Below are 24,578 nucleotides of genomic sequence, written 5' to 3'. Positions count from 1 at the left end.
TTAGGAGCGTTCCAGCTCGATGTCCAGGCCCAGCGAACGGATTTCCTTGACCAGCACGTTGAACGATTCCGGCATGCCGGCTTCGATCGCGTGTTCGCCCTTGACGATGGATTCGTACACCTTGGTACGACCCACCACGTCGTCGGACTTCACTGTCAGCATTTCCTGCAGGACGTAAGCGGCGCCATAAGCTTCCAGCGCCCACACTTCCATTTCCCCGAAACGCTGGCCACCGAACTGGGCCTTGCCGCCCAGCGGCTGCTGCGTGACGAGCGAGTAAGGTCCGGTCGAGCGGGCATGCATCTTGTCGTCCACCAAATGGTGCAGCTTCAGGTAATGCATGTAGCCGATGGTCGTCGGGCGCTCGAAGCGCTCGCCCGTGCGGCCATCGAACAGGTACGCCTGCGTGCGGGTAGGCGTGAGGCCCTTGCGCTCGGCGATGTCGTCCGGATAGGCGATCTTCAGCATGTCCTTGATTTCTTCTTCCGAAGCACCATCGAACACGGGGGTGGCATAAGGCACACCGGTGGTGAGGTTGGCAGCCATGGCCATCAAGTCTTCGTCGCTCAGCTGAGACAAGTCTTCCTTGCGGCCGCGCGAGTTGTAGACCTCTTCCAGGAACGTGCGCAGCTCGGACGCCTTGGCCTGCTGCTGCAGCATGTCGCCGATGCGCTGACCGATACCCTTGCCCGCCCAGCCCAAGTGGACTTCCAGCACCTGACCGATGTTCATCCGCGAAGGCACGCCCAGCGGGTTCAGAACGATGTCGGCAGGGGTGCCGTCGGCCATGTAAGGCATGTCTTCGACCGGAACGATCTTGGAGACCACGCCCTTGTTACCGTGGCGGCCGGCCATCTTGTCGCCAGGCTGCAGGCGGCGCTTGACGGCCAGGTACACCTTGACCATCTTGAGCACGCCAGCGGGCAACTCGTCGCCTTGCGTGAGCTTCTTGCGCTTTTCTTCAAAGGCCAGATCGAAGCTGTGGCGCGTCTGCTCCAGAGCGTTCTTGATGGACTCGAGCTGCGTGGCGACTTCGTCCTCCGCAGGGCGAATGTCGAACCAGTGGAACTTCTCGACCGAAGCCAGGTAGGCCTTGTCGATCTTCGTGCCCTTGGCCAGCTTTTGCGGGCCGCCGTTGGCCACGCGGCCGTTCAGCAGCTTCTCGATACGGTCGAAGGCGTCGGCCTCAACGATGCGCAGCTGGTCGTTCAGGTCCAGGCGGAAGCGCTTGAGTTCATCATCGATGATCTGCTGGGCGCGCTTGTCACGCTGGATGCCTTCGCGGGTGAACACCTGCACGTCGATCACAGTACCTTGCGAGCCCTGGTCCACGCGCAGCGAAGTGTCCTTCACGTCAGAAGCCTTCTCGCCGAAGATGGCGCGCAAGAGCTTCTCTTCAGGTGTGAGGGTGGTCTCGCCCTTGGGCGTGACCTTGCCGACCAGCGTATCGCCGGGTTGCACTTCGGCGCCCACATAGATGATGCCGGACTCGTCCAGGCGGTTCAGCTGCTGTTCCGACAGGTTTGGAATATCGCGCGTGATTTCTTCAGCGCCCAACTTCGTGTCGCGGGCCATGACCACCAATTCCTCGATGTGGATCGAGGTGTAGCGGTCTTCGGCCACCACGCGTTCGGAGATCAGGATCGAATCTTCGAAGTTGTAGCCGTTCCAAGGCATGAACGCGATCAGCATGTTCTGGCCAATGGCGATTTCGCCGAAGTCCGTCGATGCGCCGTCGGCGATCACATCACCCTTGACCAACATGTCGCCCTTTTGGACGATGGGGCGCTGGTGGATGTTGGTGTTCTGGTTGGAACGCTGGTACTTGATGAGGTTGTAGATGTCCACACCCACTTCACCGGCCAGTGCTTCTGCGTCGTTCACACGCACCACGATGCGGGTGGCGTCAACGTAGTCGACGATGCCGCCGCGGGTGGCTGTAACCACGGTGCCCGAGTCCACAGCCGCCACGCGCTCGATGCCCGTGCCCACCAGAGGCTTCTCAGGACGCAGCACAGGCACGGCCTGGCGCGACATGTTGGCGCCCATCAGCGCGCGGTTGGCATCGTCGTGCTCCAGGAACGGAACCAGCGATGCAGCCACCGACACGATCTGTGCGGGCGACACGTCCATGTACTGCACGCGGTCCGCACCGCACAGGATGGATTCACCCTTTTCACGGGCAGAGACCAGCTCGCCCGTCAGGCGGTTGTCCTTGTCGAGCACGGCGTTGGCCTGCGCGATCACGTACTTGCCTTCTTCGATGGCCGACAGGTAGTCGATCTCGTTCGTGACCTTGGCGTCCACCACGCGGCGATACGGGGTCTCGATGAAACCGTACTCGTTCAGGCGGGCGTACAGGGCCAGAGAGTTGATCAGGCCGATGTTCGGGCCTTCGGGCGTTTCGATAGGGCAGACGCGGCCGTAATGGGTCACGTGCACGTCACGCACCTCGAAGCCTGCACGTTCGCGGGTCAGACCGCCCGGGCCCAGTGCGGAAACACGGCGCTTGTGCGTGATTTCGGCGAGCGGGTTGGTCTGGTCCATGAACTGTGACAGCTGCGACGCACCGAAGAATTCCTTCAGCGCGGCCGAAATCGGCTTGCTGTTGATCAGGTCGTGCGGCATCAGCGGCTCTTGCTCAGCCTGGCCCAGACGCTCCTTCACTGCCTTTTCGATACGCGCCAGGCCGGTGCGGTACTGGTTTTCGGCCAGCTCGCCCACGCAGCGCACGCGGCGGTTGCCCAGGTGATCGATGTCATCGACTTCGCCGTTGCCGTTGCGCAGGTCCACCAGAATCTTGACCACGGCCAAGATGTCTTCGTTGGATAGCACCATGGGGCCGGTGGATTCGTCGCGGCCGATCTTGGCGTTGAACTTCATGCGGCCCACGCGCGACAGGTCGTACGTGTCGGGGTTGTAGAACAGGCGCTGGAACAGGGCCTGCACTGCGTCTTCGGTTGGCGGCTCGCCAGGACGCATCATGCGGTAGATGGCCACACGTGCGGCGAACTCGTCCACCGTTTCGTCGATGCGCAGCGTCTGCGAGATGTAGGCGCCTTGGTCGAGTTCGTTGGTATAGATGACCTGCAGGTCCTGTACGCCAGCAGTGCGCAGCTTCTTGAGCAGTGCTTCGGTCAGCTCGTCATTGGCCTTGGCGATGATTTCGCCGGTGTCCGCATCCACGATGTTGCGGGCCACGACGCGGCCGATCAGGAAGTCTTCGGGCACGCTGATGTGCGTGGTGCCCGACTGCTCCAGTTCGCGCGTGTGACGGGCGGTGACGCGCTTGTCCTTGGCCACGACGACCTTGCCGGACTTGTCGGTGATGTCGAAACGGGCCACTTCGCCGCGCAGGCGCTCGGAGACGAACTCCATCTGCGCACCGCTGTCCATCAGGCGGAAGTTGTCGTTGACGAAGAAGTTCGCCAGGATCGACTCTGGGTTCAAGCCGATGGCCTTGAGCAGGATCGTGACCGGCATTTTGCGGCGACGGTCCACGCGGAAATACAGGATGTCCTTCGGATCGAATTCGAAGTCCAGCCAAGAGCCGCGGTAAGGGATGATGCGAGCCGAGAACAACAGCTTGCCCGAGCTGTGCGTCTTGCCCTTGTCGTGTTCGAAGAACACGCCTGGCGAGCGGTGCAGCTGGGACACGATCACGCGCTCGGTACCGTTGATGATGAACGAGCCCTTGTCGGTCATCAAAGGCACTTCGCCCATGTAGACCTCTTGCTCCTTCACTTCCTTGACCACCTTGGACTGCGATGTCGAAGACTCACGGTCATAGATGATCAGCTGGACCTTGGCACGCACGGCCGAGGCGAAGGTCAGACCACGGGTCTGGCACTCGCGCACGTCGAAGGCGGGCTTGGCCAGGTTGTACTCGATGAATTTCATCTCCACAAAACCGTTGTGGGAGACGATGGGGAAGGCGGCGTCGAACGCAGCCTGCAGGCCTTCAATGGTGCGTTTCTGCGGTGCTTTATCTGCCTGCAGGAATGCGGTGTATGCGTCCTTCTGCATCTGCAGCAGATAAGGAACTTCGAGCACGCTATCGCGGGTGCCGAAGCTCTTGCGGATTCGCTTGCGTTCGGTGTAGGAATAGGCCATGAGATCTCCGGGCAAAGACGTGAGTCCTGGGTCTTCGACGACTGACCCGCATGGAGAGGTTTCCGTGCGGGCTTGGCGGTTGGCCACTACCAACCATGGCGGACGGTGATGCGTTGCACATCACCCGAACCAAGGCATCTTCTGCTGTCGGGATTGACAGAAGACACTCGAAAACCGGCTTAGGTTTTCCGTAGGCCTCGGGCCTTCGGGAAACCCGCTCTGGGCTTTCCGTCGGCCGGGGCCGCCGGGAAACCGGCCAAGCCGGTTTTCAAGTGCTCTCTGAAAGCACCAAAGGCTGGAGGCCCGCGAGGAGCACTCCAGCCCTTGAAGGGGACTGAATTACTTCAGTTCAGCCTTGGCACCGGCTTCCACCAGCTTCTTGACTGCTGCTTCGGCGTCAGCCTTGGCAATAGCTTCCTTGACGTTCTTTGGAGCGCCGTCCACCAGATCCTTGGCTTCCTTGAGGCCCAGGCCGGTGATTTCGCGCACAGCCTTGATGACAGACACCTTGTTGGCGCCAGCTTCGAGCAGCACAACGTTGAATTCCGTCTTTTCTTCGGCCACTGCAGCAGCGCCGCCGCCGCCGGCAGCAGGTGCAGCCATGGCTGCAGCGCTCACGCCAAACTTCTCTTCAATGGCCTTCACCAGGTCATTGAGTTCCAGAACCGTCATGCTGTCCAGAGCGGTCAAAAATGCGTCTTTATCGAATGCCATTTTTATTTCCTAACAATTAGTTGGTTGTCTGCCGGGCTATCAAGCCGCAACAGGTTCGGCGGCCGTTTCGGCTGCGCCTTCGCCTTTTTTCGCCGCCAATGCGCCCAGCACAACGGCCGTACGCGAGATGGGGGACATAAGCAAGCCGCAAATCTGAGCCAACAGAACTTCCTTGGAAGGAATGTTAGCCAGTTGCTTAACGCCGTTGACATCCAGGGCCTTGCCACCGAAAGCGCCACCGCGAATCACCAGCTTGTCGTTGGTTTTCGCGAAATCGGCCACCACCTTCGCGGCGGCCACAGCGTCTTCAGAGAAGCCATAGATGAGCGGGCCGGTCATCTGGTCTGCCACCACGTCAAATGCGCTACCTGCCACAGCACGGCGAGCCAGGGTGTTCTTCAGAACACTCAGGGTCACGCCCTTGCTGCGAGCATCAACACGCAGTTTGGTCATGTCGGCGACCGTGATGCCACGGTATTCCGCGATCACAAGCGTTTGAGCTTTAGCGGCGAGGCTGGTCACTTCACTGATGACCGCTTCTTTCTCACTGCGATTAAGACTCAAGGTCTACTCCTTAAAATGCGCACTCGGCGGTTGCCTCATGCGCGCTCTTGTTGCAGCGACCAACTGTTCTGGAAAATTCCATCTGCAGCGGGATCGCCATCTGCGTTGGTGCCTTGTCTGGCTTTAAGCGCGACCGGATCGCGCACCAACGGTCTTGGATGGCCTGTGGCTACCGAAGCAGCCCCAGCCCACCACATCGGGCCTACCCGTGAAGACCTGCCCGAAGATTTTTTGCAATTACGCTGCAGCGATGGTTTGCGTATCCACGCGGACACCCAGGCCCATCGTGGAAGACACTGCCACCTTGCGCAGGTAGACACCCTTGCTGGTTGCAGGCTTGGCCTTCGTCAGGGCGTCGATCAGTGCAGCCAGGTTGCCTTGCAGCTTGTCGTTGTCGAACGAGCGGCGGCCAATCGTGCTGTGCACAATGCCGGCCTTGTCGACGCGGAACTGCACTTGACCCGCCTTGGCGTTCTTCACAGCCGTAGCGACGTCAGGCGTCACGGTGCCCACCTTGGGGTTAGGCATCAGGCCACGTGGGCCCAGGATCTGGCCCAGCGTACCCACAACGCGCATCGCGTCAGGGGCAGCGATCACCACGTCGAAAGGCATGTCACCGGCCTTGACCATGGCGGCCAAATCGTCCATACCCACGATGTCGGCGCCAGCAGCCTTGGCTTCTTCAGCCTTGGCGCCCTGGGCGAACACGGCCACGCGGGTCGTCTTGCCGGTACCGTTGGGCAGCACCACGGCGCCACGAACCACTTGGTCGGACTTCTTGGCGTCAATGCCAAGTTGAACAGCCACATCGATGGATTCGTCGAACTTGGCCGTAGCGGCTTCCTTCACGATCACGACTGCATCGGCGAACGCGTACAGCTTGTTGCTGTCGACTTTGCCTTGCAGGGCTTTTTGCTTTTTGGTCAGCTTGGCCATATTACAAACCCTCCACCGTCACGCCCATCGAGCGTGCAGAGCCAGCCAACGTGCGCACAGCGGCGTCGACGTTGGCAGCGTTCATGTCTTTCATCTTGGTCTTGGCGATCTCTTCGAGCTGTTCGCGCGTGATCTTGCCAACCTTGGTCTTCAATGGGTTCGAAGAACCCTTGTCGAGCTTGATGGCCTTCTTGATCAGAGTCGTCGCTGGCGGCGTCTTGATGATGAAGGTGAAGCTCTTGTCCGCAAACGCCGTGATGACCACGGGCAATGGCAGACCTGGCTCAACGCCTTGGGTCTGCGCATTGAATGCCTTGCAGAACTCCATGATGTTGAGACCGCGTTGACCCAGTGCGGGGCCAATCGGTGGGGATGGGTTGGCCTTACCAGCTGGGACTTGCAGCTTGATAAAACCGACGATTTTTTTCGCCATGGTTTTGCTCCTTGCGGGTGATAACGCCAGCCACTGCACCATGCAGGATTGGCTCCCCGGGGGTTAAGACTCTTTGCTGACGATCACCGCACCGAGTCGAAAGTGCGGGATCCAAATTTCTTCGCCTGGACTAAGCTAGGACCAGACCAGAGGTCAGGTCTTCTCTACCTGCCCAAATTCCAGCTCCACCGGGGTAGAGCGGCCAAAAATCATGACAGAAACGCGGACGCGGCTCTTTTCGTAATTGACTTCTTCGACCGAGCCATTGAAGTCCGTGAAAGGACCTTCCTTGACACGCACCAGTTCGCCGACCATGAACTCGACCTTGTGGCGGGGCTTCTCCGTGCCTTCCTGCATCTGGCTGACGATCTTTTGCACTTCGTCTTCAGAGATGGGGGCTGGACGGTTTTTAGCTCCGCCGACGAAGCCAGTCACCTTGCTGGTGTGCTTCACCAAATGCCAAGTGTCGTCGTCCATAACCATTTCGACGAACACATAACCAGGAAAGAGACGGCGTTCCGTCGTCTTGCGCTGGCCGTTCTTCATTTCCACCACTTCTTCGGTGGGGACCAGGATGCGGCCGAATTTGTCCTGCATGCCCGAGCGGGCAATGCGCTCTTGAATATTGCGTTCAACCGCCTTTTCCATGCCCGAATAAGCATGGACGATGTACCAGCGCAGATCCGGGTTGGTTGGAGCAGAAGCGCCAGAAGGAGCCTCAGCCCCAGTGATTTCCGCAGCGCTCGTCATGACTTTCTCCATCCCAAAATCAAGTCGTACAGAACCCACTCAAGGGTCTTGTCGGTGAACCACAAGAAAAGCGCCATGATGACCACAAAGACAAACACGTACGCGGTCATCTGCAATGTTTCTTTGCGAGTGGGCCAGACGACTTTTTTGACTTCGCGCCAGGCATCCCGGGCAAAGGCAACAAACTGCCGACCTGGCTCAGACACCAAGAACACGGTTACCGCAGCGATCAACCCGACGATCAGAGCCGCCCACTGGACAATCGCACCCTGCTTGCTCAGCAAATAGAAACCAGCGACCGACGCAATCACCAACGCCGCTACTGCTGCGAGCTTGGCTTTGTCAGCGCCGGAGCTGACGGTTTCAACCTGGGAAGTGGCCATGTTTGAGTAATTCCTGCTTCGAGTCCCGGCGTCGCTTAAGACACCGAAGCCCGCCAGATTCTGGCGGGCTTGTTAAGGCCACATTCAAGTGGCAGGGGCAGTAGGAATCGAACCTACAACCTTCGGTTTTGGAGACCGACGCTCTGCCAATTGAGCTATACCCCTGTATTTACCTTGCTTAAATTACGCGAGGATCTTGGCCACGACGCCAGCGCCCACGGTGCGGCCGCCTTCGCGGATAGCGAAGCGCAGACCTTCTTCCATGGCGATGGGGTTGATCAGCTTCACAGTGATCGACACGTTGTCACCAGGCATGACCATTTCCTTGTCGGCTGGCAGCTCGATGGCGCCAGTCACGTCGGTCGTGCGGAAGTAGAACTGTGGGCGGTAGTTGTTGAAGAACGGGGTGTGGCGGCCGCCTTCGTCCTTGCTCAGCACATACACTTCAGCCGTGAAGTGGGTGTGTGGCTTGATCGAGCCGGGCTTGCACAGCACTTGGCCGCGTTCCACGTCTTCACGCTTGGTGCCGCGCAGCAGCAGGCCGACGTTGTCGCCAGCTTGGCCTTGGTCCAGCAACTTGCGGAACATTTCCACGCCGGTGCAGGTGGTCTTGACGGTGTCCTTGATACCGACGATTTCGATTTCTTCGCCGACCTTGACAATACCGCGCTCGATACGGCCGGTCACCACGGTGCCGCGGCCCGAGATGGAGAACACGTCTTCCACAGGCATCAGGAAAGCGCCGTCCACAGCGCGCTCTGGCGTGGGGATGTAGTTGTCCAGGGCGTCAGCCAGCTTCATGATGGCTTCTTCACCCAGGGCACCCTTGTCGCCTTCCAGGGCGAGCTTGGCGGAACCGCGCACGATGGGGGTGTCGTCGCCTGGGAAGCTGTACTTGTCCAGGAGTTCGCGCACTTCCATTTCGACGAGCTCGAGCAGCTCTTCGTCGTCGACCATGTCGCACTTGTTCAGGAACACGATGATGTAAGGCACGCCCACTTGGCGGGCCAGCAGGATGTGTTCGCGGGTCTGGGGCATGGGGCCGTCAGCGGCCGAGCACACCAAAATGGCGCCATCCATCTGGGCTGCGCCGGTGATCATGTTCTTCACATAGTCGGCGTGGCCGGGGCAGTCCACGTGGGCGTAGTGGCGGTTTGCCGTTTCGTATTCCACGTGGGCGGTGTTGATCGTGATGCCGCGGGCCTTTTCTTCAGGTGCTGCGTCGATCTGGTCGTATGCCTTGGCTTCGCCGCCGAACTTGGCGGACAGCACCGTAGCGATCGCCGCCGTCAGCGTCGTCTTGCCATGGTCCACGTGGCCGATCGTGCCCACGTTGACGTGGGGCTTGGTACGTTCGAACTTACCTTTTGCCATTTTTCCGACTCCGAAAAAAATCTAAATCAACACAACAGGATCTAGGCGCAACCAGAATCGGACGCACCTGAAAGTGGTGCCCATGGCGGGAATCGGACCCGCGACCTCTCCCTTACCAAGGGAGTGCTCTACCACTGAGCCACATGGGCAGCATGACACCGCTCGCGCGACATCAAAATTTCCAAACTCTCTAACCAGCCAAACAAGCAATGGAGCGGGAGACGGGAATCGAACCCGCGTCATTAGCTTGGAAGGCTAGGGTTCTACCATTGAACTACTCCCGCATCGGTCGACCAACCTTTGCGACCACTCCACACCAGCAGAGCGGTAACTCACAACACTAACTTACTGGTGGAGGGGACTGGATTCGAACCAGTGTAGGCGTAAGCCAACAGATTTACAGTCTGCCCCCTTTAGCCACTCGGGCACCCCTCCGGAGAATTTCGAATTATAGCACTGTTTTTTAGCACATCAGAAAACTCGTGCTCGTTCACTGTCCAGACGACGAGGGCAAAGTCTGGTGCGGCTGGCGGGGATCGAACCCACGACCCTTGGCTTCGGAGGCCAATACTCTATCCACTGAGCTACAGCCGCATCACTGAATCAAACAGCCCCCGATTATCGCACGCAGCGCGGGGATCCCAAAGAGACCGCCCCCCCGCGAATTCAAGGGTCCACCCCTCCATCAATGGACTCGCCAGGCGAACCCACAGGGAGGGCCAGCCCAAGCCCCACCAGAAAAGCATCTGTACCCACCCGCCCCACCCGCACCAGGTCGAAGCCCCCCTCACCAAGTATCCAGTTCCGAATCAAGCCATCGAACAGTGCGTGAAGGCTGGTAGCCGCCTCCATTGCCGTCATCGGCAGCACAACATGCTGGACCTCAGCTGCCAGCTCGAAATCCCGCGCCAGCTGGCGCGTAAAGGCCTCGGACGCCGCCATGTGGCGGTCGCGCACTCCGACCATCTCACTTACGTATTCCACCTTGTAGAGTGCCACCTCGAACACCCTGCGCGTGCGCTCGTCCGACGCGACACTGCGCAGCACCATGGCCATCACAGCGCGCAGCCGCTGAACCGGGTCAGGACAGGTGCTGCTTTCAAACTCGCCGAACCCTTGCTCGAGCGGCAGCGTGACACGGTCCATCATGGCGCCGAAAAGATCAACCTTGTCCTTGAAATGCCAATAGATGGCGCCTCGCGTGGCGCCTGCAGCTTGGGCAATGTCACTGAGCGATGCCCGCGAAACTCCCTTTTCACCAAATACCTGCTCCGCAGCATCAATGAGGCTGTTGCGCGTGGCAATGGCATCTTCTTTGGTCCGACGCGCCATACCTGTGTCTCCTCATTCCAGATGCCCCTTTCAAAACCGTAGGGCATAGCTGTCACAATTATACATTCATGTTTGTATGTATAATCGCGCACTCATTTTGTCGGGCTCTATGCTGGCGGCGACACGCCCTCCCTCAGGTACCCCTACAACCAATCCTTGATGCAAATCAGAAGGACTCTCATGCCCATACTGCGTGACCCATCCGCTACTTCCCCATCGCTCCACCCCCTTACGTCCCGACGAACCCGCGCTTTCGTGGCCGTGAGCGCAGCGGCGATCCTGCTCGCAGCGTGCGGCAAGCCCGAGGGCAAGGCGGGAGGCGGCGCACCGCCGCAGATGCCACCCCCAGAGGTCGGCGTGGTCACGGCTACACCCGGAGATGTGGGGTTGGTCACCGAACTGCCAGGACGTGTAGAGGCCTCGCGGATTGCTCAGGTGCGCGCACGGGCCGCCGGCATCCTGCAGCAGCGCCTGTTCAAGGAAGGCAGCGACGTGAAGGCTGGGCAGCCGCTGTTTCGCATAGACGCCGCTCCCTACGCTGCAGCGACCGAAAGCGCGCGCGCCAGCCTGGCGAAGGCTCAGGCCAACCTCGCGCAGGCCAGCGCCCAAGTCGAACGCTATCGCCCGCTGGTAAGCGCCAACGCCATCAGCAAACAGGATTTTGTCAACGCCGAAGCGGCCGAGAAGCAAGCGCAGGCCGATGTGGCGGTCGGCCGGGCCACTGTGCGCACCGCAGAGATCAACCTGGGCTACGCCAGCGTGACCTCCCCCATTTCTGGTCGCATTGGCCGCGCGCTGGTCACTGAAGGCGCGCTGGTGGGCCAGGGCGAGGCCACGGCCCTGGCCGTGGTCCAGCAGATCGACCCGGTGTATGTGAACTTCACGCAATCGGCCAGTGATGTGTTCCAGCTGCGCCGCGCCATGGAAAAGGGGCAGCTCAAGCGCGCCGCCAATGGAGAGGCTGCCAGCGTCAAGCTGGTGCTCAGCGACGGCACCGAATACGCGCAGCCGGGCAAACTGCTGTTCACCGATCTGTCGGTGGACTCCACCACCGGCCAAGTCACACTGCGCGCTGAAGTGCCCAACCCCAAGGGCGAACTCCTGCCAGGCCTGTACTTGCGCGTGCGCATTGAGCAGGCCCAAGCTACCAACGCCATCACACTGCCCCAGCAGGCGGTCACGCGCACCCAGCAGGGCGACACCATCAGCGTGGTGTCCGATGACGGCAAGATTTCGCAGCGCACCATCAAGATCAGCGCCGCACAGAACAACCGCTGGGTGGTGCTCGACGGCCTGAAGGCTGGCGAGAAGGTCATGGTGGACGGCTTCCAGAAGCTGCAGATGCTGCCGCCCGGGACGCCAGTGAAGCCCGTGCCGTGGCAAGCGCCGGGCGCCGCGCCCGCACAGCCAGGCGCCTCAGCCGCGACTCCGCCGGCGCCAGCCGCACCGGCTGAGCCAGGCGAATCCGCCGCGGCTTCCAAGCCATAAAAGGCAGCCCAGCATGGCCAAATTCTTTATCGACCGCCCCATCTTCGCGTGGGTGATTGCGCTGTTCATCATGGTGATGGGCGGCGTCGCCATCACGCAGTTGCCAATCGCCCAGTATCCACCGGTGGCACCGCCATCGATTGTGATCAACACCGCCTACCCAGGCGCCTCCGCCCAGACACTTGAGGACAGCGTACTGTCGGTCATCGAACGCGAAATGAACGGCTCGCCGGGCCTGCTCTACATGGAATCCGTGGCCCAGGCCGATGGCTCCGGCAGCATCACGCTGAGCTTCCAGCCTGGCACCAATTCGGACCTTGCCCAGGTGGATGTTCAGAACCGCCTGTCGCGCGCCACGCCGCGCCTGCCGTCCGTCGTGACGCAGCAGGGCGTGCGCGTCGACAAGGCCCGCAGCAACTTTTTGCTGTTTGCCATGCTGGCCTCCGACAACCCCAAGTACACCCCGGTGGAATTGGGCGACTACGCCGCCCGCAACCTGCAGCCTGAGCTGCAGCGCGTCAAGGGCATCGGCCAGGTGCAGCTGTTCGGCAGCGAAAACGCGATGCGTGTCTGGATCGACCCGGACAAGCTGCGCGGCTTCAACCTGTCTGCAGCCGATGTGACAGCGGCCATCCGCGCACAGAACGCGCAGGTGTCCGCCGGTGTGATGGGCGACTTGCCCAACATCACCGGCCAGGGCATTGCCGCCACGGTCGTGGTCAAAGGCCAGCTGTCCAGCGTGGAGCAGTTCGGCAACGTCGTGCTGCGCGCCAATACCGACGGCTCGTCGGTGCGCCTCAAAGACGTGGCACGCCTCGAACTGGGTGGCCAGAGCTACGCCACCTCCGCGCGCCTGAACGGCGCGCCCGCCGTGGGCCTGGGTGTGCAGCTGTCGCCCAGCGGCAATGCGCTGGAGTCGGCGCGCCTGGTGCGCGAGAAGATGGACGAGCTGCAGAAGTTCTTCCCTGAAGGCGTGAAGTATTCCATCCCGTACGACAGTTCGCGCTTTGTGAAGATCTCGATCTCGCAAGTGGCCGAGACCCTGGTCGAGGCCGTGGTCCTGGTGTTCCTGGTGATGTTCCTGTTCCTGCAGAACTGGCGTTACACCATCATCCCGACCATCGTGGTGCCGATTGCCCTGCTGGGCACATTCGGCACTTTGCTGGCCCTGGGCTTCTCGATCAACGTGCTGACCATGTTCGGCATGGTGCTGGTGATCGGTATCGTGGTGGACGATGCCATCGTGGTGGTGGAGAACGTCGAGCGCATCATGAGCGAGGAAGGGCTTTCCCCTCTGGAGGCCACGCGCAAGGCCATGCGCCAGATCTCGGGCGCCATCATTGGCGTGACCGTGGTGCTGATCTCGGTATTTGTCCCGCTGGCCTTCTTCTCGGGTTCCACAGGCAACATCTACCGCCAGTTCTCAGCCGTGATGGTCGCGTCGATCGCCTTCTCGGCCTTCATGGCGCTGTCGCTCACGCCGGCGCTGTGCGCCACCCTACTCAAGCCGGTCGAGGCGGGGCACCACCACGACAAGCGCGGCTTCTTCGGCTGGTTCAACCGCGTGTTCACACGCACCGCCAAGGGCTATGAGGGCCTGGTGTCGCGCATCCTGCGCAAAGCGGCGCGTTACCTCGTCATCTACGGCGCCATCCTGCTCGTGGTGGGCGTGGTGTACACGCGCATCCCCACGGCGTTCCTGCCGCAGGAAGACCAGGGCAACATCCTGGTAAACGTGCAACTGCCCCCTGGCGCCACGCAAGAGCGCACGCTCGATGCGATGAAGCAGGTCGAAAGCTTCATGCTCAAGCAGCCCGAAGTGCAGAGCATGGTGGGCGTGTTGGGCTTCTCGTTCTCGGGCCAGGGGCAGAACGCAGGCATTGCCTTCGTGACGCTCAAGGACTGGGACGAGCGCAAGGATGCCGGCCAATCCGCCAGCGCCCTGGCGGGCCGCGCGTTTGGCGCGCTGTCTACCGTGCGCGACGCGTTCATCTTCCCACTGAGCCCCCCGGCCATTCCCGAACTGGGTACCGGCAGCGGCTTCTCGTTCCGCCTGCAGGACCGCGCGGGCCTGGGTCACGACGCGCTGGTCAACGCCCGCAACCAGATGCTGGGCATGGCCATGCAGAGCAAGGTGCTGACGGGCCTGCGCCCCGATGGACTGGAAGATGCTCCACAGCTGCAGATCGACATCGACCGCGACAAGGCGCAGGCCCTGGGTGTGGGCTTTGACGCCATCAACAGCGCCATCTCCACCGCACTGGGCTCGAGCTACGTGAACGACTTCCCCAACAAGGGCCGTTTGCAGCGCGTGGTGGTGCAGTCCGACGCGCCAGGCCGCATGCAGCCCGACGACCTGCTGCGCCTGAACGCGACCAACGCACAGGGCCAGCCCGTGCCGCTGTCGGCCTTTGCCTCCACCAAGTGGGTCAAGGGCGCGCAGCAGACGGTGCGCTACAACGGCTATCCCGCCATGCGCATCAGCGGCGAACCTGCCCGGGGCTACAGCAGCGGTGCGGCACTGGCCGAGATGGAAAAGCTTGCAGCGCAGCTGCCGCCGGGCTTCGGCTTCGAGTGGACGGGCACGTCGCGCGAAGAAAAGCAGGCCGGCTCGCAAGCGATCATCCTGTACGGCTTTGCCGTGCTGGCGGTGTTCCTGTGCCTGGCCGCGCTGTATGAGAGCTGGACCATCCCGCTGGCCGTGATCCTGGTGGTGCCGCTCGGTGTGCTGGGCGTGCTGCTGGCCACGCTGCTGCGCGGGTATGCCAACGACGTGTACTTCCAGGTGGGCCTGATCACCATCATTGGCCTGTCTGCGAAGAACGCGATCTTGATCATCGAATTTGCCAAGGACCTGCACGCCCAGGGCAAGGGGCTGGTCGAGTCCGCGCTGGAGGCCGCGCACCTGCGGTTCCGCCCCATCGTGATGACATCGCTGGCGTTCGGCCTGGGCGTGGTGCCGCTGTTCATCGCAACGGGCGCAGGCTCTGCCAGCCAGCGCGCCATCGGCACCGGCGTGATCGGCGGCATGATCACCGGCACGGCACTGGCCGTGTTCTTCGTGCCCGTGTTCTTCGTCGTGGTGCGCAGCCTGTTCAAGGGCAGCGCGCGCCAGCAGGAAATGAACCGCCGCCATGCAGAAGAAGCAGGAGTTGGAACCCATGACTAATCACCGCAGCACCCTCACCGCCCTGGCCGCGGCTGCGCTGCTGGCCGGCTGCTCGTTCATCCCGACCTACGAGCGCCCCGCGGCACCCGTGCCGTCGGCGTACACGACGCTCGGCGCAGACACCACCACCGCCAGCGCGCAAGGCACGGCCGCCGCCCCGTGGCAGGACTACTTTGCCGAGCCCCGGCTGCGCCAACTCATCGAAGCAGCGCTGGCCAACAACCGCGACCTGCGCGTGGCGGTGCTCAACATCGAGCAGGCCCGCACCACGTACCAGGTGCGCCGTGCCGACCAGTACCCGGGCGTGGGGCTGGCCGCCAATGCAAGCCGCGCACCCGCCGCAGGCACCGGCGACCTGACCAACTCATTCAGCGTCGGCCTGGCCATCTCGTCCTGGGAGATCGACTTCTTCGGCCGCATCGCGAGCCTGAAGGAACAGGCGCTGGCGCAGTACCTGGCCACCGAAGAAGGCCGCAATGCCGCGCAGGTGAGCCTGGTGGCTGCCGTGGCCAACGGCTGGCTGAACCTGCTGGCCGACGAAGAGCTGCTGGAGCTGTCGCGCCAGACCCTCGCCTCGCGCGAAGAATCGGTGCGCCTGACCAAGATGCGGCTCGATGCAGGCGTCACCTCGGAGCTGGACTTCCGCCAGGCCGAATCGCTGACGCAGGCCGCCCGCGCCACGCTGGCACAACAGCAGCGCCAGCGTGCGCTGGACGAAAACGCCCTGGCCCTGCTGCTGGGCCAGGCCCTGCCGGACGACGTGCGCGCCAGTCTGGCGGGCAGCCGGCTGGCCAACGCGCCGGCGATGGCGCAGTTGCCGGCCGGTCTGCCGTCCGAGCTGCTCACGCGTCGCCCGGACATCCGCCAGGCCGAGCAGCAACTGATCGCGGCCAACGCCAACATCGGCGCGGCGCGGGCGGCGTTCTTCCCGCGCATTGCCCTCACGGCGCAGGCGGGCACCGCCAGCAACGAGCTGTCAGGGTTGTTCAAGAGCGGCTCATGGGGCTTCTCGATCGCGCCGTCGCTGCTGCTGCCGATCTTTGATGCGGGCCGCAACCAGGCCAACCTGGAGAGCGCACGCGCCGGGCGGGGCATCGCCATTGCCCAATACGAGAAGACCATCCAGACCGCCTTCCGCGAGGTGTCGGACGCTTTGGCCGGGCAGGCCACGCTGGGCGAACAGGCGCTGGCCCAGCAACGGCAAGCAGAAGCTGAAAGCGCGCGTCTGCAATTGGCCGATTTGCGCTATCGCAACGGCGTGTCGAGCTACCTCGACCTGCTGGATGCACAACGCTCGCTGTTTGCCACCCAGCAGGCCGTGGTCCAGGTGCGGCTGGCGCAGCTGCAAAACCAGGTCACGCTGTACAAGGCACTGGGCGGCGGGGCGCCCGCCCCCGCCGACGTACGCTCCTGACGACAGCGCGCGGCCAGTGCGCTACTGGCTGTGACCGGGCAGGGCTGCGCGGGGCCCTGTGGCTTGGGGGGGTACGCACTGGGCCGGAGGGCCTGGGGATGGCCTGCATAACCCCCTGCGGTCCGTGACAGCGCGGCCTCGGCAGTACCACTGCGTTGCTTTTTTTGCCAATAGCCGGCTATGGGCTGCAAAAAGGTGTCTTCTAACCCCACCCAATCCGCACTATCACAGCCCCGCCAGGGTCATGCGAGCCATCCCTAGGTCCCAAGGGCACAGATATAATTGAGGGTTGATTTGATCAAAGCCCCCCGATACACCAGAGGAAGTCATGAGCGACAACCACCACGAAGAAGCGCACACCGGCCCGATCAAGAGCCCCAAGCAACTGCTGCTGGCGAGTTTTTTCTCGTTTGTGGTTCCGATCTTTGCCATCATTGGCCTGGTGATGTACGTCACATCGGGCAACAAACCCGCTCCTGGTGCCGCCAACCCTGAAAAGGCCATTGCCGAGCGCATCCAGAAGGTGGGCCTCGTGGAAATCCGAGACGCCAACCGCCCGTTGGCGACCGGTGAAGCAGTATTCAAGGGCCAGTGCGCAGCCTGCCATGCCACCGGCGCCGCGGGCGCTCCCAAGCTGGCCGATGCCGCTGCCTGGTCGGCCCGCATCAAGACCGGCTTTGATGCGCTGGTGCAATCCGCCCTGAAGGGCAAGGGCGCGATGGCCCCCCAGGGTGGCGGCGACTTCAACGACACGGAAATCGCCCGTGCCGTCGCCTACATGGCCAATTCCGCTGGCGCAAAGTTTGCCGAACCCGCAGCCCCTGCGGCGCCAGCCGCCGCTGAGGCAGCAGCTCCGGCAGCCGCCCCCACTGCAGCTGCGGCACCTGCAGCCGCCGCGCCAGAGGCCGCAGCCCCCGCCGCCCCGGTGGTTGCCACCGCCGCTGCTGCCGGTGCTGGCGAAGCCCTGTACAAGCAAGCGTGCCAGGTCTGCCACTCAGCGGGTGTAGCCGGTGCCCCCAAGTTTGGCGACAAGGCCGCCTGGTCGGCCCGCCTGCCCGCCGGCCTCGACGCGCTGCATGCCAGCGTGGTCAAGGGCAAGGGCGCGATGCCTCCCCGTGGCGGTGCTGCGCAGGCCTCTGATGCTGACCTGCGCGCTGCCGTCGAATTCATGATGGCCGCTGTCAAGTAACTCTGTCGTTCCTGCGCAAGGCGCTTACTTGGCGCGGTGCACAGGCTCCATAAAAATGCCGGTCTTTCGACCGGCTTTTTTATTGCGGCTTTGAACCCGTGGACGATTTGGGCTTGCCCTGCGCCTCCCAGTGGCGCTGCGGGCTCATGATGAACCCGTAGCGGGCGGGGAGTTCCGCGGCCTGCACCTCCCGCGGTGACCAGCGCCCCGCTTCGACGGCTTCTGCGGCCAGCAACACGTCGAGGGTGTGCACCAGGCCCAGACCCTGCGCAGACACCAGGTACAAGCGCCCCTCCCCGTCTATCAGGCAGTCCGTGACCGCGGCTTCGCGCCCGGTGTGCGAGGCGACCGAAAAGTCAGGTTGAATACGCCAGACTAGAGGCGTCGTTTCCAGCTCTACATACACCCGCTGCGGCCCGTTCTGGAAAAACCACCGCCCCTCGGCGTCGCACTCGTAATTGCGCGCGATGAAATCGAGCAGCTTTTCGTGCTGCAGCAGCGAGCCCTTGTTTTGCGGAAACGGCCCCGCCACTTGCACCGCGTCGTCGCGCAGGTACCACCGGCCCCGCGCGTCCAGGCCCAGCCAGCCGTAGCAGTCGGGAACGTTGGGCCATTTGGCCAGCGCCTGTTTGACGATGTCATCCATGCGGTGATTGTGCGCCCTGCTGCCGCGCGCTACCTGGGGCGCCGTTGGCACCCGCGTGCTCGGCCAGCCAGCCACCCACGGCGTCGGGCATGGCGCGCACGTGTCCGGGCAGGCGGCCGCGTGCAAAGCCGACATGGCCACCGTGGGGTGGCTGCCACAGCGTCACGTGCCCGCTGCTGCCCACCTCGTGGGGCAGCGGCAGGCTTGCGGCCGGAACAAAGGGGTCGTTGCGTGCATTGACCACCAGCGCCGGCACGCGGATGCGGTGCAGTAGCGGCTTGGCCGACGCGCGCAGCCAGTAGTCCTCGGTGTTGCGAAAGCCGTGCAGGGGCGCCGTGAAAATGTTGTCGAAGGCGTACAGGTCGCGCGCGGCCAGCAGCGCCTGGCGGTCGAACAGCCCCGGGTGCTGTGCGAGCTTTTGCAGCGCCTTGGGCACCAGCGAGCGCATGAACATCCGTGTGTAGACCTGCCGGTTGAAACCGCTGCCGATGGCGTGCCCGCCCGCGGCCAAGTCGACGGGCGAGCACACGGCGGCCACCGCACCCACGCTCTGCGCAGCGTCTTCGCCCACTTCGGCCGCCCAGCGCAAAAGTGCATTGCCGCCCAGCGAAACGCCCACTGCCATGATCGGCCCGGCATGGGCGGCACGCAGGCGCTGCAGCATCCATCCGATCTCGGCGTGGTCGCCCGAGTGGTAGGCCCGCGGCGCGCGGTTGATCTCACCGCTGCAGCCCCTGAAATGCGGCAGCGCGCACGCCCAGCCGCGCTCGCGCGCGAAGTCAGCGAACGCTTCGCAATAGTGGCTGCGGGATGAACCCTCCAGCCCATGGAAGACGACGAGCAGCGGGCGCGTATCGGCGGCAGGCTGCGCGGCCACGCCCGCATTGGCCAGAAAATCCACGTCCACAAAATCGCCGTCGGGCGTGTCCCAGCGCTCGCGGCGGTATTCAGGTGGGGGGCCGAACCCGCGGCGTGAGTACAGTGCGGGCCAGATGGTCTGAAGGTGTCCACCGGGCAACCAGCGTGGCGCTATATATTTCATAGCTAATAGCGCTTATGAGATAAGCGCCAGACGGCAAAAAGGCTTAATAACCGGCATGGGGCTCGCTCAGTGGAGCACCGGCCGCTGCGCGTCCACCACCTGGGTGTCTGGCGCGGAGCCCGGGCTGGCATGGTGCGCCACCATGCGCCAGCCCTCGGGGGTCTTGTGATAAACATTGGTGGCCAGTACCACGGCCTGGTGCAGACCGTCGGGCAGCATCACCTCCACCTGCTCGACCACGCTGTGCACGGCGCTGGTCAGCGCCACCACGCGGTGCACCTGCACCGGCCGGGCGCGCACGGTGCCGTTAGAAAACATGCCTTCAAACGCTGCGCGGATGGCCCCCGCGCCCAGCAGCCGGGGGCCGCCGGGGTGCACGCAGACAATCTCATCCTCATCGGCCCAGCACGACATCAACAGATCAATGTCGCCACGCTGCAGCGCTTCGTAGAACTTGGCTTCGATGTCGTCAGACGAACCTCCGAGGGTGGCGACATGGGAGCGGGCACGGGGCATGGTGGAAAGCGTGGATGGGGGTGGTAGGCAGACGGGGCGGCGGGGCGGCCGGCCCGAACAGGCTGCTATTGTGCGGCCTTCCCCCTAAGCCATGCCAGCCGCCCGGTAACCGGCGCCCGCACCCGGCAGTTGTTGCAGAATTTGCCGTGCTGTCGCTTTCTGGCACATTGGCAGCCCGACCTTTTTTGCCCACGCCCCCTCTTTGGCCACACCACCATGATCCAACGCCTTCTTGCCCTTCTGGCTGCCGTGCTCGCTCTCACCGGCTGCGGCTACAACGACTTTCAGCGGTTGGACGAGCAGTCCAAGGCCGCCTGGAGCGAGGTGCTCAACCAGTACCAGCGCCGCGCCGACCTGGTGCCCAACATCGTTGCCACGGTCAAGGGCGAGGCGAACTTCGAGCAGGAAACGCTCACCCGCGTGATCGAGGCGCGCGCCAAGGCCACGTCCATCCAGGTCACGCCCGAGACGCTGAACAACCCCGAGGCATTCAGCAAGTTCCAACAGGCGCAGGGCGAGCTGTCGGGTGCACTGTCGCGCTTGATGGTGGTGTCGGAGCGCTACCCCACGCTGCAGGCCAACCAGGGATTCCGCGACCTGCGCGTGACGCTGGAAGGCACCGAAAACCGCATCACGGTGGCGCGCAACCGCTTCATCCAGACCGTTCAGGAATACAACGTGTTGGCGCGCAGCTTTCCGACCAACCTCACGGCCATGGTCTTCAGCTATGAGCCCAAGCCCAGCTTCGCCGTAGCCAACGAGGCACAAATTTCCACCCCGCCGGCAGTGGACTTCTCGGCCTCCAAGCCCAAGCCCTGATCTCGGCGCTGTACGCAAGGTGGGTCGATTTGATGCAAAAAATGCCCCTAGCGCTTATTAAACAAGCGTTTGTAGCTATTGTTTTAATAGCATTTGCATCCGCATGGGCGCAGGGCACGGGCGGCTTGCAGAGCATCCCTGCCCTCACCCGTGCCGTCATCGACCAGACCGGCACCCTGAGCGCTACCGACACCCAAGCGCTGGAGGCACAGCTGCAAACGCTGGAGCGCACCCGCGGCGCGCAGGTGGTGGTGCTGATGGTGGCGTCCACCGCGCCCGAAGACATTGCGGCCTACGCCAACCGCGTGGGCAACCAGTGGAAGATCGGCCGCCGGGACGTGGGCGATGGCGTGCTGGTGATCGTGGCCAAGAACGACCGCAAGATGCGCATCGAAGTCGCCAAAACGCTGGAGGGCGCGATCCCGGACATCGCCGCCGCGCGGATCATCGACAGCGCGATGAAGCCGCGGTTTCAGCAAGGCGATTACGCCGGCGGCCTCAGCGCTGCGGTCACCCAATTGGCCGCGCGCATTGCGGGCGAGACCACATTGCCCGCACCCGCTGACGCCACGGGCGAGCTGGGCACGATTGATGGCGCGGCCTCCAGCGAAAGCACCGGCAACGGCTTCGACTGGACGGACCTGGCGATCTTCCTGTTCTTCGGCGTGATGGTGGCCGGCCCCATTGCCCGCAGCATTTTTGGCGGTTGGTGGGGTGGCTTGCTGCTGGGCGGGGGCGTGGGCATCCTGGCTTTTGTAGTCACCACCAGCCTGCTGGCGGCGGGCGGCGCGGGGTTGATCGCACTGCTCTACACCTGGATCTTTGGCGGCGGGGGCGGAGGCGGCAGTACCAGCACCCGCCAGCGCGCACGCCGTGGCGGCGTGGTCGGGGGTTGGGGCGGAGGCGGCGGCTGGGGGGGCGGCAGCGGCGGCGGTGGGGGCGGCGGATTCAGTTCGGGTGGCGGCGGGGATTTTGGCGGCGGCGGCGCGTCAGGAGACTGGTAATGGACCGAGTGGAAACCACAACATCGTCCTTTGCCGGTCTGCCCAGCGCCCTGTGGCGCCTGGTGCGCCATCGCTGGAGCGAATCGCAGTCGCGCCGCGCGCTGCCCGGCGACACCCTGGAGCGCCTGGGCCTGCGGGTGGCCGCCAGCGAGCTGCAGCACACGGGCCAGATCCGCATCGTCGCCGAAGCCAGCCTGCCCTGGAGCTACCTGCGGCGCCACGCCAGCGCCCGCGAGCGCGCCATCATGCTGTTCAGCAAGTACCGGGTGTGGGACACCGAGCACAACAACGGCGTGCTCATCTACCTGCTGATGCCCGAGCACGCCATCGAAATCGTGGCCGACCGGGGGCTCGCGCACCGTGTGGCCGCCGACGAATGGCGCGATGTCATCGCGCAGATGTCCTCGAGCTTCCGCCAATCGCAGTACGAGGAAGGCTTGGCCGGGGCTGTGGAAGCAGTGTCCGCACGGCTGGCCGATCACTTCCCGCGCACGCCCGGCGCGGCGGGGTATCCGAACGAGCTGCCCGACGCGCCTGTGGTGCGTTGATTCTTCGGCCGCACCTGTGGTGCATTGAGGCTGCAATTGCCCCTGCCCTACGTTGCAGCAGCGCACGCACCGAGCGCCCTGCGCATTGACGCGGCTCCCTTGCTTAGCGGGGCCTCAACGCTTCGCGCACTGTTCCAAAGTCACCGCAGGGTTTTCCTGGATTCGCGACTGGATTGCAGGGGTTTCCACCAACAAACTCCATGCAAGGCGGCTAAGTTCCGCGCCCATTGTTTCCAATACTGGAACAGTTAGTTTGCGACCAGGGGGTTTTTCTCCCCTCCCCCGACGCGTACAGTTCAACCCATCGATGAGCCGAACCCGCAAGGCGACTCACCGAACCCGGTCTGAGGCAACTCCTGGTTTTCTGCCCCGCTCCGGTTTTTTTGAGACGCTTTTTAAACTTCAAGGACCTTCATCATGAACAACACTGCACGCTTCCTCTCCATCGCCGCTGTCGCTGCCTTCGCTTCTTTTGGTGCCCAAGCCGACGAAGCCGATGCTTCGCAATTCGCCACCAAGTTTGAAACCAGCCGCACCCGTGCTGAAGTTTCCGCAGAAGCTGCCACCGTGGCCCAGACCCGCAGCATTGAGCCTGCTGGTTCGCGTGTCGTGACTTACAAGTCCACGGCTGACCGCGCTGCAGTGCGTGCCCAGGCAGCGGACGCTGTGCGCACCGGCCAAATTCCTTCGGGTGAGCAGGGCTGATCTGAATCCACGGATTCAGCCTCCCCGTATCTGCAGGTACCTAGGTACCAACAACCGCCCTCTTCTTTTTATTTGAATTTCACTGGAGTTTCACCATGAACAAGACCGCACGTTTCATCTCTATCGCCGCTGTGGCTGCCTTCGCTTCTTTTGGCGCTCAAGCCGACGAAGCCGATGCTTCGCAATTCGCCACCAAGTTTGAAACCAACCGCACCCGGGCTGAAGTGGCTGCAGAAGCCGCCACCGTGGCCCAGACCCGCAGCATCGAGCCAGCAGGTTCGCGTGTGGTGACTTACAAGTCCACGGCCGACCGCGCTGCGGTACGCGCCCAGGCTGCTGAAGCCCTGCGCACGGGCCAGATTCCATCGGGCGAATTCAGCGCGATGTAATTGCGCGGGGTCTGCAGATCGCACTGCAGACTCAGCCAAAAAGGCCGGGGCTCCTTAGGGGGCCCCGGCCTTTTGCATGGACGGGTGGATTCAAGCGTTGGGCAGGGTATGTTCCAGCTTGCTTGTGTCTCGCCTCCTTGACCACCTTCGGGCGGACAATGGTCGACCGCTGACTCGCTCACCCGCCGGAATGCTGCCCTGCTACCGCTCCATCGACCACATCATGCTGCGCCTGCCCGCAGCCGAGCCCCTGTTTGATCTCTTCAGCAGCGTTTTCGAGCTGCCGGTTGCGTGGCCGCTGCAGCGCGCAGGTTTTGCGACCTATGGCTGGGTGCATGTGGGCAACACCGATCTGGAGTTCTGGGCCGCCACCGATAACTCGGACCTGCCCAGCCATGCGCCGGCACCGCTGGTGCACGGCTTCGCCTTGGAGCCCGCTCTGCCCTTGTCGCTGGCGCTCGCTAGCGCCAATGCCTCTGGCATTGCTACCCAGCCTGCGCGTTCCTACCAGTCCCTGAATGCTGCAGGGGAAGTGGTCACAAACTTCACCAATGCTGCGCTGTTGGATGTGTCTGCACCAAGTTGCTGCGTGTTCTTTTGCGAATGGGACCCCGGTGCGGCGATCTACCCGTGGGACGAGGCGCTCACGCCCGCACAACGCCGAGCCCGGCACAGGCGGGCACTGCGAGATTGCGGAGGTGGCCCGCTGGGGTTGATCGGGTTGAACGCGATGCGCATGGAAACGCCTGACCTGGCGGAACACAGGTGCCACTGGGAGGCGCTCGCCGGGCCGGCGCACGGCGAGGCCATCGCCCTCACACCGGAGATCTCACTGGAACTGGTTCCTGGGGACCACCTGCGCATCCAGTCGCTGTCGTTCAGCGTGCGCTCACTCGCTCAAGCTCGTGGATTTCTAGCCAGTCGCCAGTTGCTCGCGGGCGACACGGGAAATGTGCTTTCCGTGGACTGCGCAGGCTTGAACATCCGCTTGGTCGAGCCTGGAGGGCCGGGTACGAACGACCAGGCGTAAAAAAACCCGGCAAGCCGGGT

Annotated in this window: 22 protein-coding genes and 5 tRNA genes; 10 read left to right on the top strand and 17 right to left on the bottom strand. The window is 63.1% G+C overall.

The window, feature by feature from the left end:
* The 14 genes from rpoB to ACSQ3Q_RS02240 all read right to left on the bottom strand — a co-directional run bounded on the left by rpoB (nucleotide 1) and on the right by ACSQ3Q_RS02240 (nucleotide 10,599).
* Nucleotides 1-4,113, bottom strand: coding sequence for a DNA-directed RNA polymerase subunit beta (gene rpoB / locus ACSQ3Q_RS02305; RefSeq protein ID WP_436132807.1), 4,113 nt, complete (start codon nucleotides 4,111-4,113; stop codon nucleotides 1-3).
* A 339-nt stretch (nucleotides 4,114-4,452) separates the two neighbouring features.
* Nucleotides 4,453-4,827 (bottom strand): 50S ribosomal protein L7/L12, encoded by a 375-nt coding sequence (gene rplL, locus ACSQ3Q_RS02300; protein WP_436132806.1) that lies wholly within the window; start codon nucleotides 4,825-4,827, stop codon nucleotides 4,453-4,455.
* A gap of 39 nt (nucleotides 4,828-4,866) precedes the next feature.
* Complete coding sequence (gene rplJ / locus ACSQ3Q_RS02295; RefSeq protein ID WP_092746154.1) at nucleotides 4,867-5,391, bottom strand: 50S ribosomal protein L10; 525 nt, start codon at nucleotides 5,389-5,391, stop codon at nucleotides 4,867-4,869.
* Between the two features lie 237 nt (nucleotides 5,392-5,628).
* Nucleotides 5,629-6,327, bottom strand: coding sequence for a 50S ribosomal protein L1 (rplA, locus tag ACSQ3Q_RS02290; protein ID WP_436132805.1), 699 nt, complete (start codon nucleotides 6,325-6,327; stop codon nucleotides 5,629-5,631).
* Nucleotide 6,328: 1 nt separating this feature from the next.
* On the bottom strand, nucleotides 6,329-6,760 hold the full coding sequence (rplK, locus tag ACSQ3Q_RS02285) for a 50S ribosomal protein L11 (RefSeq protein WP_007850051.1): 432 nt from the start codon (nucleotides 6,758-6,760) through the stop codon (nucleotides 6,329-6,331).
* 153 nt (nucleotides 6,761-6,913) lie between these two features.
* The gene (gene nusG, locus ACSQ3Q_RS02280; protein WP_436132804.1) at nucleotides 6,914-7,510 is read right to left on the bottom strand and encodes a transcription termination/antitermination protein NusG; all 597 of its coding nucleotides are present in this window, start codon (nucleotides 7,508-7,510) and stop codon (nucleotides 6,914-6,916) included.
* Nucleotides 7,507-7,893: a preprotein translocase subunit SecE gene (secE, locus tag ACSQ3Q_RS02275; RefSeq protein ID WP_436132803.1), complete on the bottom strand. Its 387-nt coding sequence runs from the start codon at nucleotides 7,891-7,893 to the stop codon at nucleotides 7,507-7,509. Before secE ends, nusG begins: the two co-directional genes overlap by 4 nt.
* 89 nt (nucleotides 7,894-7,982) lie before the next feature.
* Nucleotides 7,983-8,058, bottom strand: a tRNA-Trp gene (locus tag ACSQ3Q_RS02270).
* Nucleotides 8,059-8,076: 18 nt separating this feature from the next.
* Complete coding sequence (tuf, locus tag ACSQ3Q_RS02265; RefSeq protein ID WP_436132764.1) at nucleotides 8,077-9,267, bottom strand: elongation factor Tu; 1,191 nt, start codon at nucleotides 9,265-9,267, stop codon at nucleotides 8,077-8,079.
* 74 nt (nucleotides 9,268-9,341) lie between these two features.
* Nucleotides 9,342-9,416, bottom strand: a tRNA-Thr gene (locus tag ACSQ3Q_RS02260).
* A 61-nt stretch (nucleotides 9,417-9,477) separates the two neighbouring features.
* A tRNA-Gly gene (locus ACSQ3Q_RS02255) sits at nucleotides 9,478-9,551 on the bottom strand.
* A 65-nt stretch (nucleotides 9,552-9,616) separates the two neighbouring features.
* Nucleotides 9,617-9,702 (bottom strand) — tRNA-Tyr (locus ACSQ3Q_RS02250).
* An 83-nt stretch (nucleotides 9,703-9,785) separates the two neighbouring features.
* Nucleotides 9,786-9,861: transfer RNA gene (locus ACSQ3Q_RS02245), tRNA-Arg, on the bottom strand.
* Nucleotides 9,862-9,933: 72 nt separating this feature from the next.
* Nucleotides 9,934-10,599, bottom strand: coding sequence for a TetR family transcriptional regulator (locus ACSQ3Q_RS02240; protein WP_436132802.1), 666 nt, complete (start codon nucleotides 10,597-10,599; stop codon nucleotides 9,934-9,936).
* 180 nt (nucleotides 10,600-10,779) lie between these two features.
* Between ACSQ3Q_RS02240 and ACSQ3Q_RS02235 the strand changes: the two genes are divergently transcribed.
* The 4 genes from ACSQ3Q_RS02235 (at nucleotide 10,780) to ACSQ3Q_RS02220 (ending at nucleotide 17,859) form a co-directional block, all read left to right on the top strand.
* Entirely contained in the window at nucleotides 10,780-12,087 is a 1,308-nt protein-coding gene (locus tag ACSQ3Q_RS02235; RefSeq protein WP_436132801.1) for an efflux RND transporter periplasmic adaptor subunit, read from the top strand.
* Between the two features lie 13 nt (nucleotides 12,088-12,100).
* A complete protein-coding gene (locus tag ACSQ3Q_RS02230; RefSeq protein WP_436132800.1) occupies nucleotides 12,101-15,256 on the top strand; it encodes an efflux RND transporter permease subunit in 3,156 nt (1,051 codons plus the stop codon).
* Nucleotides 15,249-16,670, top strand: coding sequence for an efflux transporter outer membrane subunit (locus ACSQ3Q_RS02225; RefSeq protein WP_436132799.1), 1,422 nt, complete (start codon nucleotides 15,249-15,251; stop codon nucleotides 16,668-16,670). Before ACSQ3Q_RS02230 ends, ACSQ3Q_RS02225 begins: the two co-directional genes overlap by 8 nt.
* Nucleotides 16,671-16,998: 328 nt before the next feature.
* Nucleotides 16,999-17,859 (top strand): c-type cytochrome, encoded by an 861-nt coding sequence (locus tag ACSQ3Q_RS02220; protein WP_436132798.1) that lies wholly within the window; start codon nucleotides 16,999-17,001, stop codon nucleotides 17,857-17,859.
* A gap of 79 nt (nucleotides 17,860-17,938) precedes the next feature.
* On the opposite strand, the gene ACSQ3Q_RS02215 is transcribed toward ACSQ3Q_RS02220, so the two are convergent.
* The 3 genes from ACSQ3Q_RS02215 to ACSQ3Q_RS02205 all read right to left on the bottom strand — a co-directional run bounded on the left by ACSQ3Q_RS02215 (nucleotide 17,939) and on the right by ACSQ3Q_RS02205 (nucleotide 20,063).
* A complete protein-coding gene (locus tag ACSQ3Q_RS02215; RefSeq protein WP_436132797.1) occupies nucleotides 17,939-18,505 on the bottom strand; it encodes a DUF2946 family protein in 567 nt (188 codons plus the stop codon).
* Nucleotides 18,498-19,547 carry a YheT family hydrolase gene (locus ACSQ3Q_RS02210; RefSeq protein ID WP_436132796.1) on the bottom strand — a complete coding sequence of 350 codons (1,050 nt, stop codon included), beginning with the start codon at nucleotides 19,545-19,547 and terminating at the stop codon, nucleotides 18,498-18,500. Before ACSQ3Q_RS02210 ends, ACSQ3Q_RS02215 begins: the two co-directional genes overlap by 8 nt.
* Before the next feature lie 66 nt (nucleotides 19,548-19,613).
* Nucleotides 19,614-20,063 carry a YybH family protein gene (locus ACSQ3Q_RS02205; protein ID WP_436132795.1) on the bottom strand — a complete coding sequence of 150 codons (450 nt, stop codon included), beginning with the start codon at nucleotides 20,061-20,063 and terminating at the stop codon, nucleotides 19,614-19,616.
* Nucleotides 20,064-20,282: 219 nt separating this feature from the next.
* On the opposite strand from ACSQ3Q_RS02205, the gene ACSQ3Q_RS02200 reads away from it, so the two are divergent.
* From ACSQ3Q_RS02200 to ACSQ3Q_RS02175, 6 genes are all read left to right on the top strand, one after another.
* Entirely contained in the window at nucleotides 20,283-20,882 is a 600-nt protein-coding gene (locus tag ACSQ3Q_RS02200) for a LemA family protein (protein WP_436136916.1), read from the top strand.
* A gap of 41 nt (nucleotides 20,883-20,923) precedes the next feature.
* Complete coding sequence (locus ACSQ3Q_RS02195) at nucleotides 20,924-21,886, top strand: TPM domain-containing protein (RefSeq protein ID WP_436132794.1); 963 nt, start codon at nucleotides 20,924-20,926, stop codon at nucleotides 21,884-21,886.
* On the top strand, nucleotides 21,886-22,434 hold the full coding sequence (locus ACSQ3Q_RS02190; RefSeq protein ID WP_436132793.1) for a TPM domain-containing protein: 549 nt from the start codon (nucleotides 21,886-21,888) through the stop codon (nucleotides 22,432-22,434). Before ACSQ3Q_RS02195 ends, ACSQ3Q_RS02190 begins: the two co-directional genes overlap by 1 nt.
* Nucleotides 22,435-22,851: 417 nt before the next feature.
* Nucleotides 22,852-23,139: a DUF4148 domain-containing protein gene (locus tag ACSQ3Q_RS02185; RefSeq protein ID WP_436132792.1), complete on the top strand. Its 288-nt coding sequence runs from the start codon at nucleotides 22,852-22,854 to the stop codon at nucleotides 23,137-23,139.
* 95 nt (nucleotides 23,140-23,234) lie between these two features.
* Nucleotides 23,235-23,528: a DUF4148 domain-containing protein gene (locus ACSQ3Q_RS02180; RefSeq protein WP_436132791.1), complete on the top strand. Its 294-nt coding sequence runs from the start codon at nucleotides 23,235-23,237 to the stop codon at nucleotides 23,526-23,528.
* Between the two features lie 190 nt (nucleotides 23,529-23,718).
* Nucleotides 23,719-24,558, top strand: a complete 840-nt coding sequence (locus ACSQ3Q_RS02175; protein WP_436132790.1) for a hypothetical protein — start codon at nucleotides 23,719-23,721, stop codon at nucleotides 24,556-24,558.
* The last annotated feature ends 20 nt before the right edge of the window (nucleotides 24,559-24,578 follow it).

Source organism: Acidovorax sp. LjRoot129 (assembly GCF_964253765.1).
GTDB lineage: Bacteria > Pseudomonadota > Gammaproteobacteria > Burkholderiales > Burkholderiaceae_C > Acidovorax.
This window is presented reverse-complemented; position numbering and strand designations above follow the sequence as displayed.

What these genes read in the sequence shown, in the direction of transcription:
- ACSQ3Q_RS02220 (WP_436132798.1), top strand. Translation starts at nt 16,999, where the DNA reads ATGAGCGACAACCACCACGAAGAAGCGCACACCGGCCCGATCAAGAGC.
- ACSQ3Q_RS02230 (WP_436132800.1), top strand. Translation starts at nt 12,101, where the DNA reads ATGGCCAAATTCTTTATCGACCGCCCCATCTTCGCGTGGGTGATTGCG.
- nusG (WP_436132804.1), bottom strand. Translation starts at nt 7,510, where the DNA reads ATGACGAGCGCTGCGGAAATCACTGGGGCTGAGGCTCCTTCTGGCGCT.
- ACSQ3Q_RS02210 (WP_436132796.1), bottom strand. Translation starts at nt 19,547, where the DNA reads ATGAAATATATAGCGCCACGCTGGTTGCCCGGTGGACACCTTCAGACC.
- ACSQ3Q_RS02240 (WP_436132802.1), bottom strand. Translation starts at nt 10,599, where the DNA reads ATGGCGCGTCGGACCAAAGAAGATGCCATTGCCACGCGCAACAGCCTC.
- rplL (WP_436132806.1), bottom strand. Translation starts at nt 4,827, where the DNA reads ATGGCATTCGATAAAGACGCATTTTTGACCGCTCTGGACAGCATGACG.
- ACSQ3Q_RS02195 (WP_436132794.1), top strand. Translation starts at nt 20,924, where the DNA reads ATGCCCCTAGCGCTTATTAAACAAGCGTTTGTAGCTATTGTTTTAATA.
- rpoB (WP_436132807.1), bottom strand. Translation starts at nt 4,113, where the DNA reads ATGGCCTATTCCTACACCGAACGCAAGCGAATCCGCAAGAGCTTCGGC.
- secE (WP_436132803.1), bottom strand. Translation starts at nt 7,893, where the DNA reads ATGGCCACTTCCCAGGTTGAAACCGTCAGCTCCGGCGCTGACAAAGCC.
- ACSQ3Q_RS02180 (WP_436132791.1), top strand. Translation starts at nt 23,235, where the DNA reads ATGAACAAGACCGCACGTTTCATCTCTATCGCCGCTGTGGCTGCCTTC.
- rplA (WP_436132805.1), bottom strand. Translation starts at nt 6,327, where the DNA reads ATGGCCAAGCTGACCAAAAAGCAAAAAGCCCTGCAAGGCAAAGTCGAC.
- ACSQ3Q_RS02185 (WP_436132792.1), top strand. Translation starts at nt 22,852, where the DNA reads ATGAACAACACTGCACGCTTCCTCTCCATCGCCGCTGTCGCTGCCTTC.
- ACSQ3Q_RS02215 (WP_436132797.1), bottom strand. Translation starts at nt 18,505, where the DNA reads ATGGATGACATCGTCAAACAGGCGCTGGCCAAATGGCCCAACGTTCCC.
- tuf (WP_436132764.1), bottom strand. Translation starts at nt 9,267, where the DNA reads ATGGCAAAAGGTAAGTTCGAACGTACCAAGCCCCACGTCAACGTGGGC.
- ACSQ3Q_RS02190 (WP_436132793.1), top strand. Translation starts at nt 21,886, where the DNA reads ATGGACCGAGTGGAAACCACAACATCGTCCTTTGCCGGTCTGCCCAGC.
- ACSQ3Q_RS02175 (WP_436132790.1), top strand. Translation starts at nt 23,719, where the DNA reads ATGCTGCCCTGCTACCGCTCCATCGACCACATCATGCTGCGCCTGCCC.
- ACSQ3Q_RS02225 (WP_436132799.1), top strand. Translation starts at nt 15,249, where the DNA reads ATGACTAATCACCGCAGCACCCTCACCGCCCTGGCCGCGGCTGCGCTG.
- ACSQ3Q_RS02235 (WP_436132801.1), top strand. Translation starts at nt 10,780, where the DNA reads ATGCCCATACTGCGTGACCCATCCGCTACTTCCCCATCGCTCCACCCC.
- rplK (WP_007850051.1), bottom strand. Translation starts at nt 6,760, where the DNA reads ATGGCGAAAAAAATCGTCGGTTTTATCAAGCTGCAAGTCCCAGCTGGT.
- ACSQ3Q_RS02205 (WP_436132795.1), bottom strand. Translation starts at nt 20,063, where the DNA reads ATGCCCCGTGCCCGCTCCCATGTCGCCACCCTCGGAGGTTCGTCTGAC.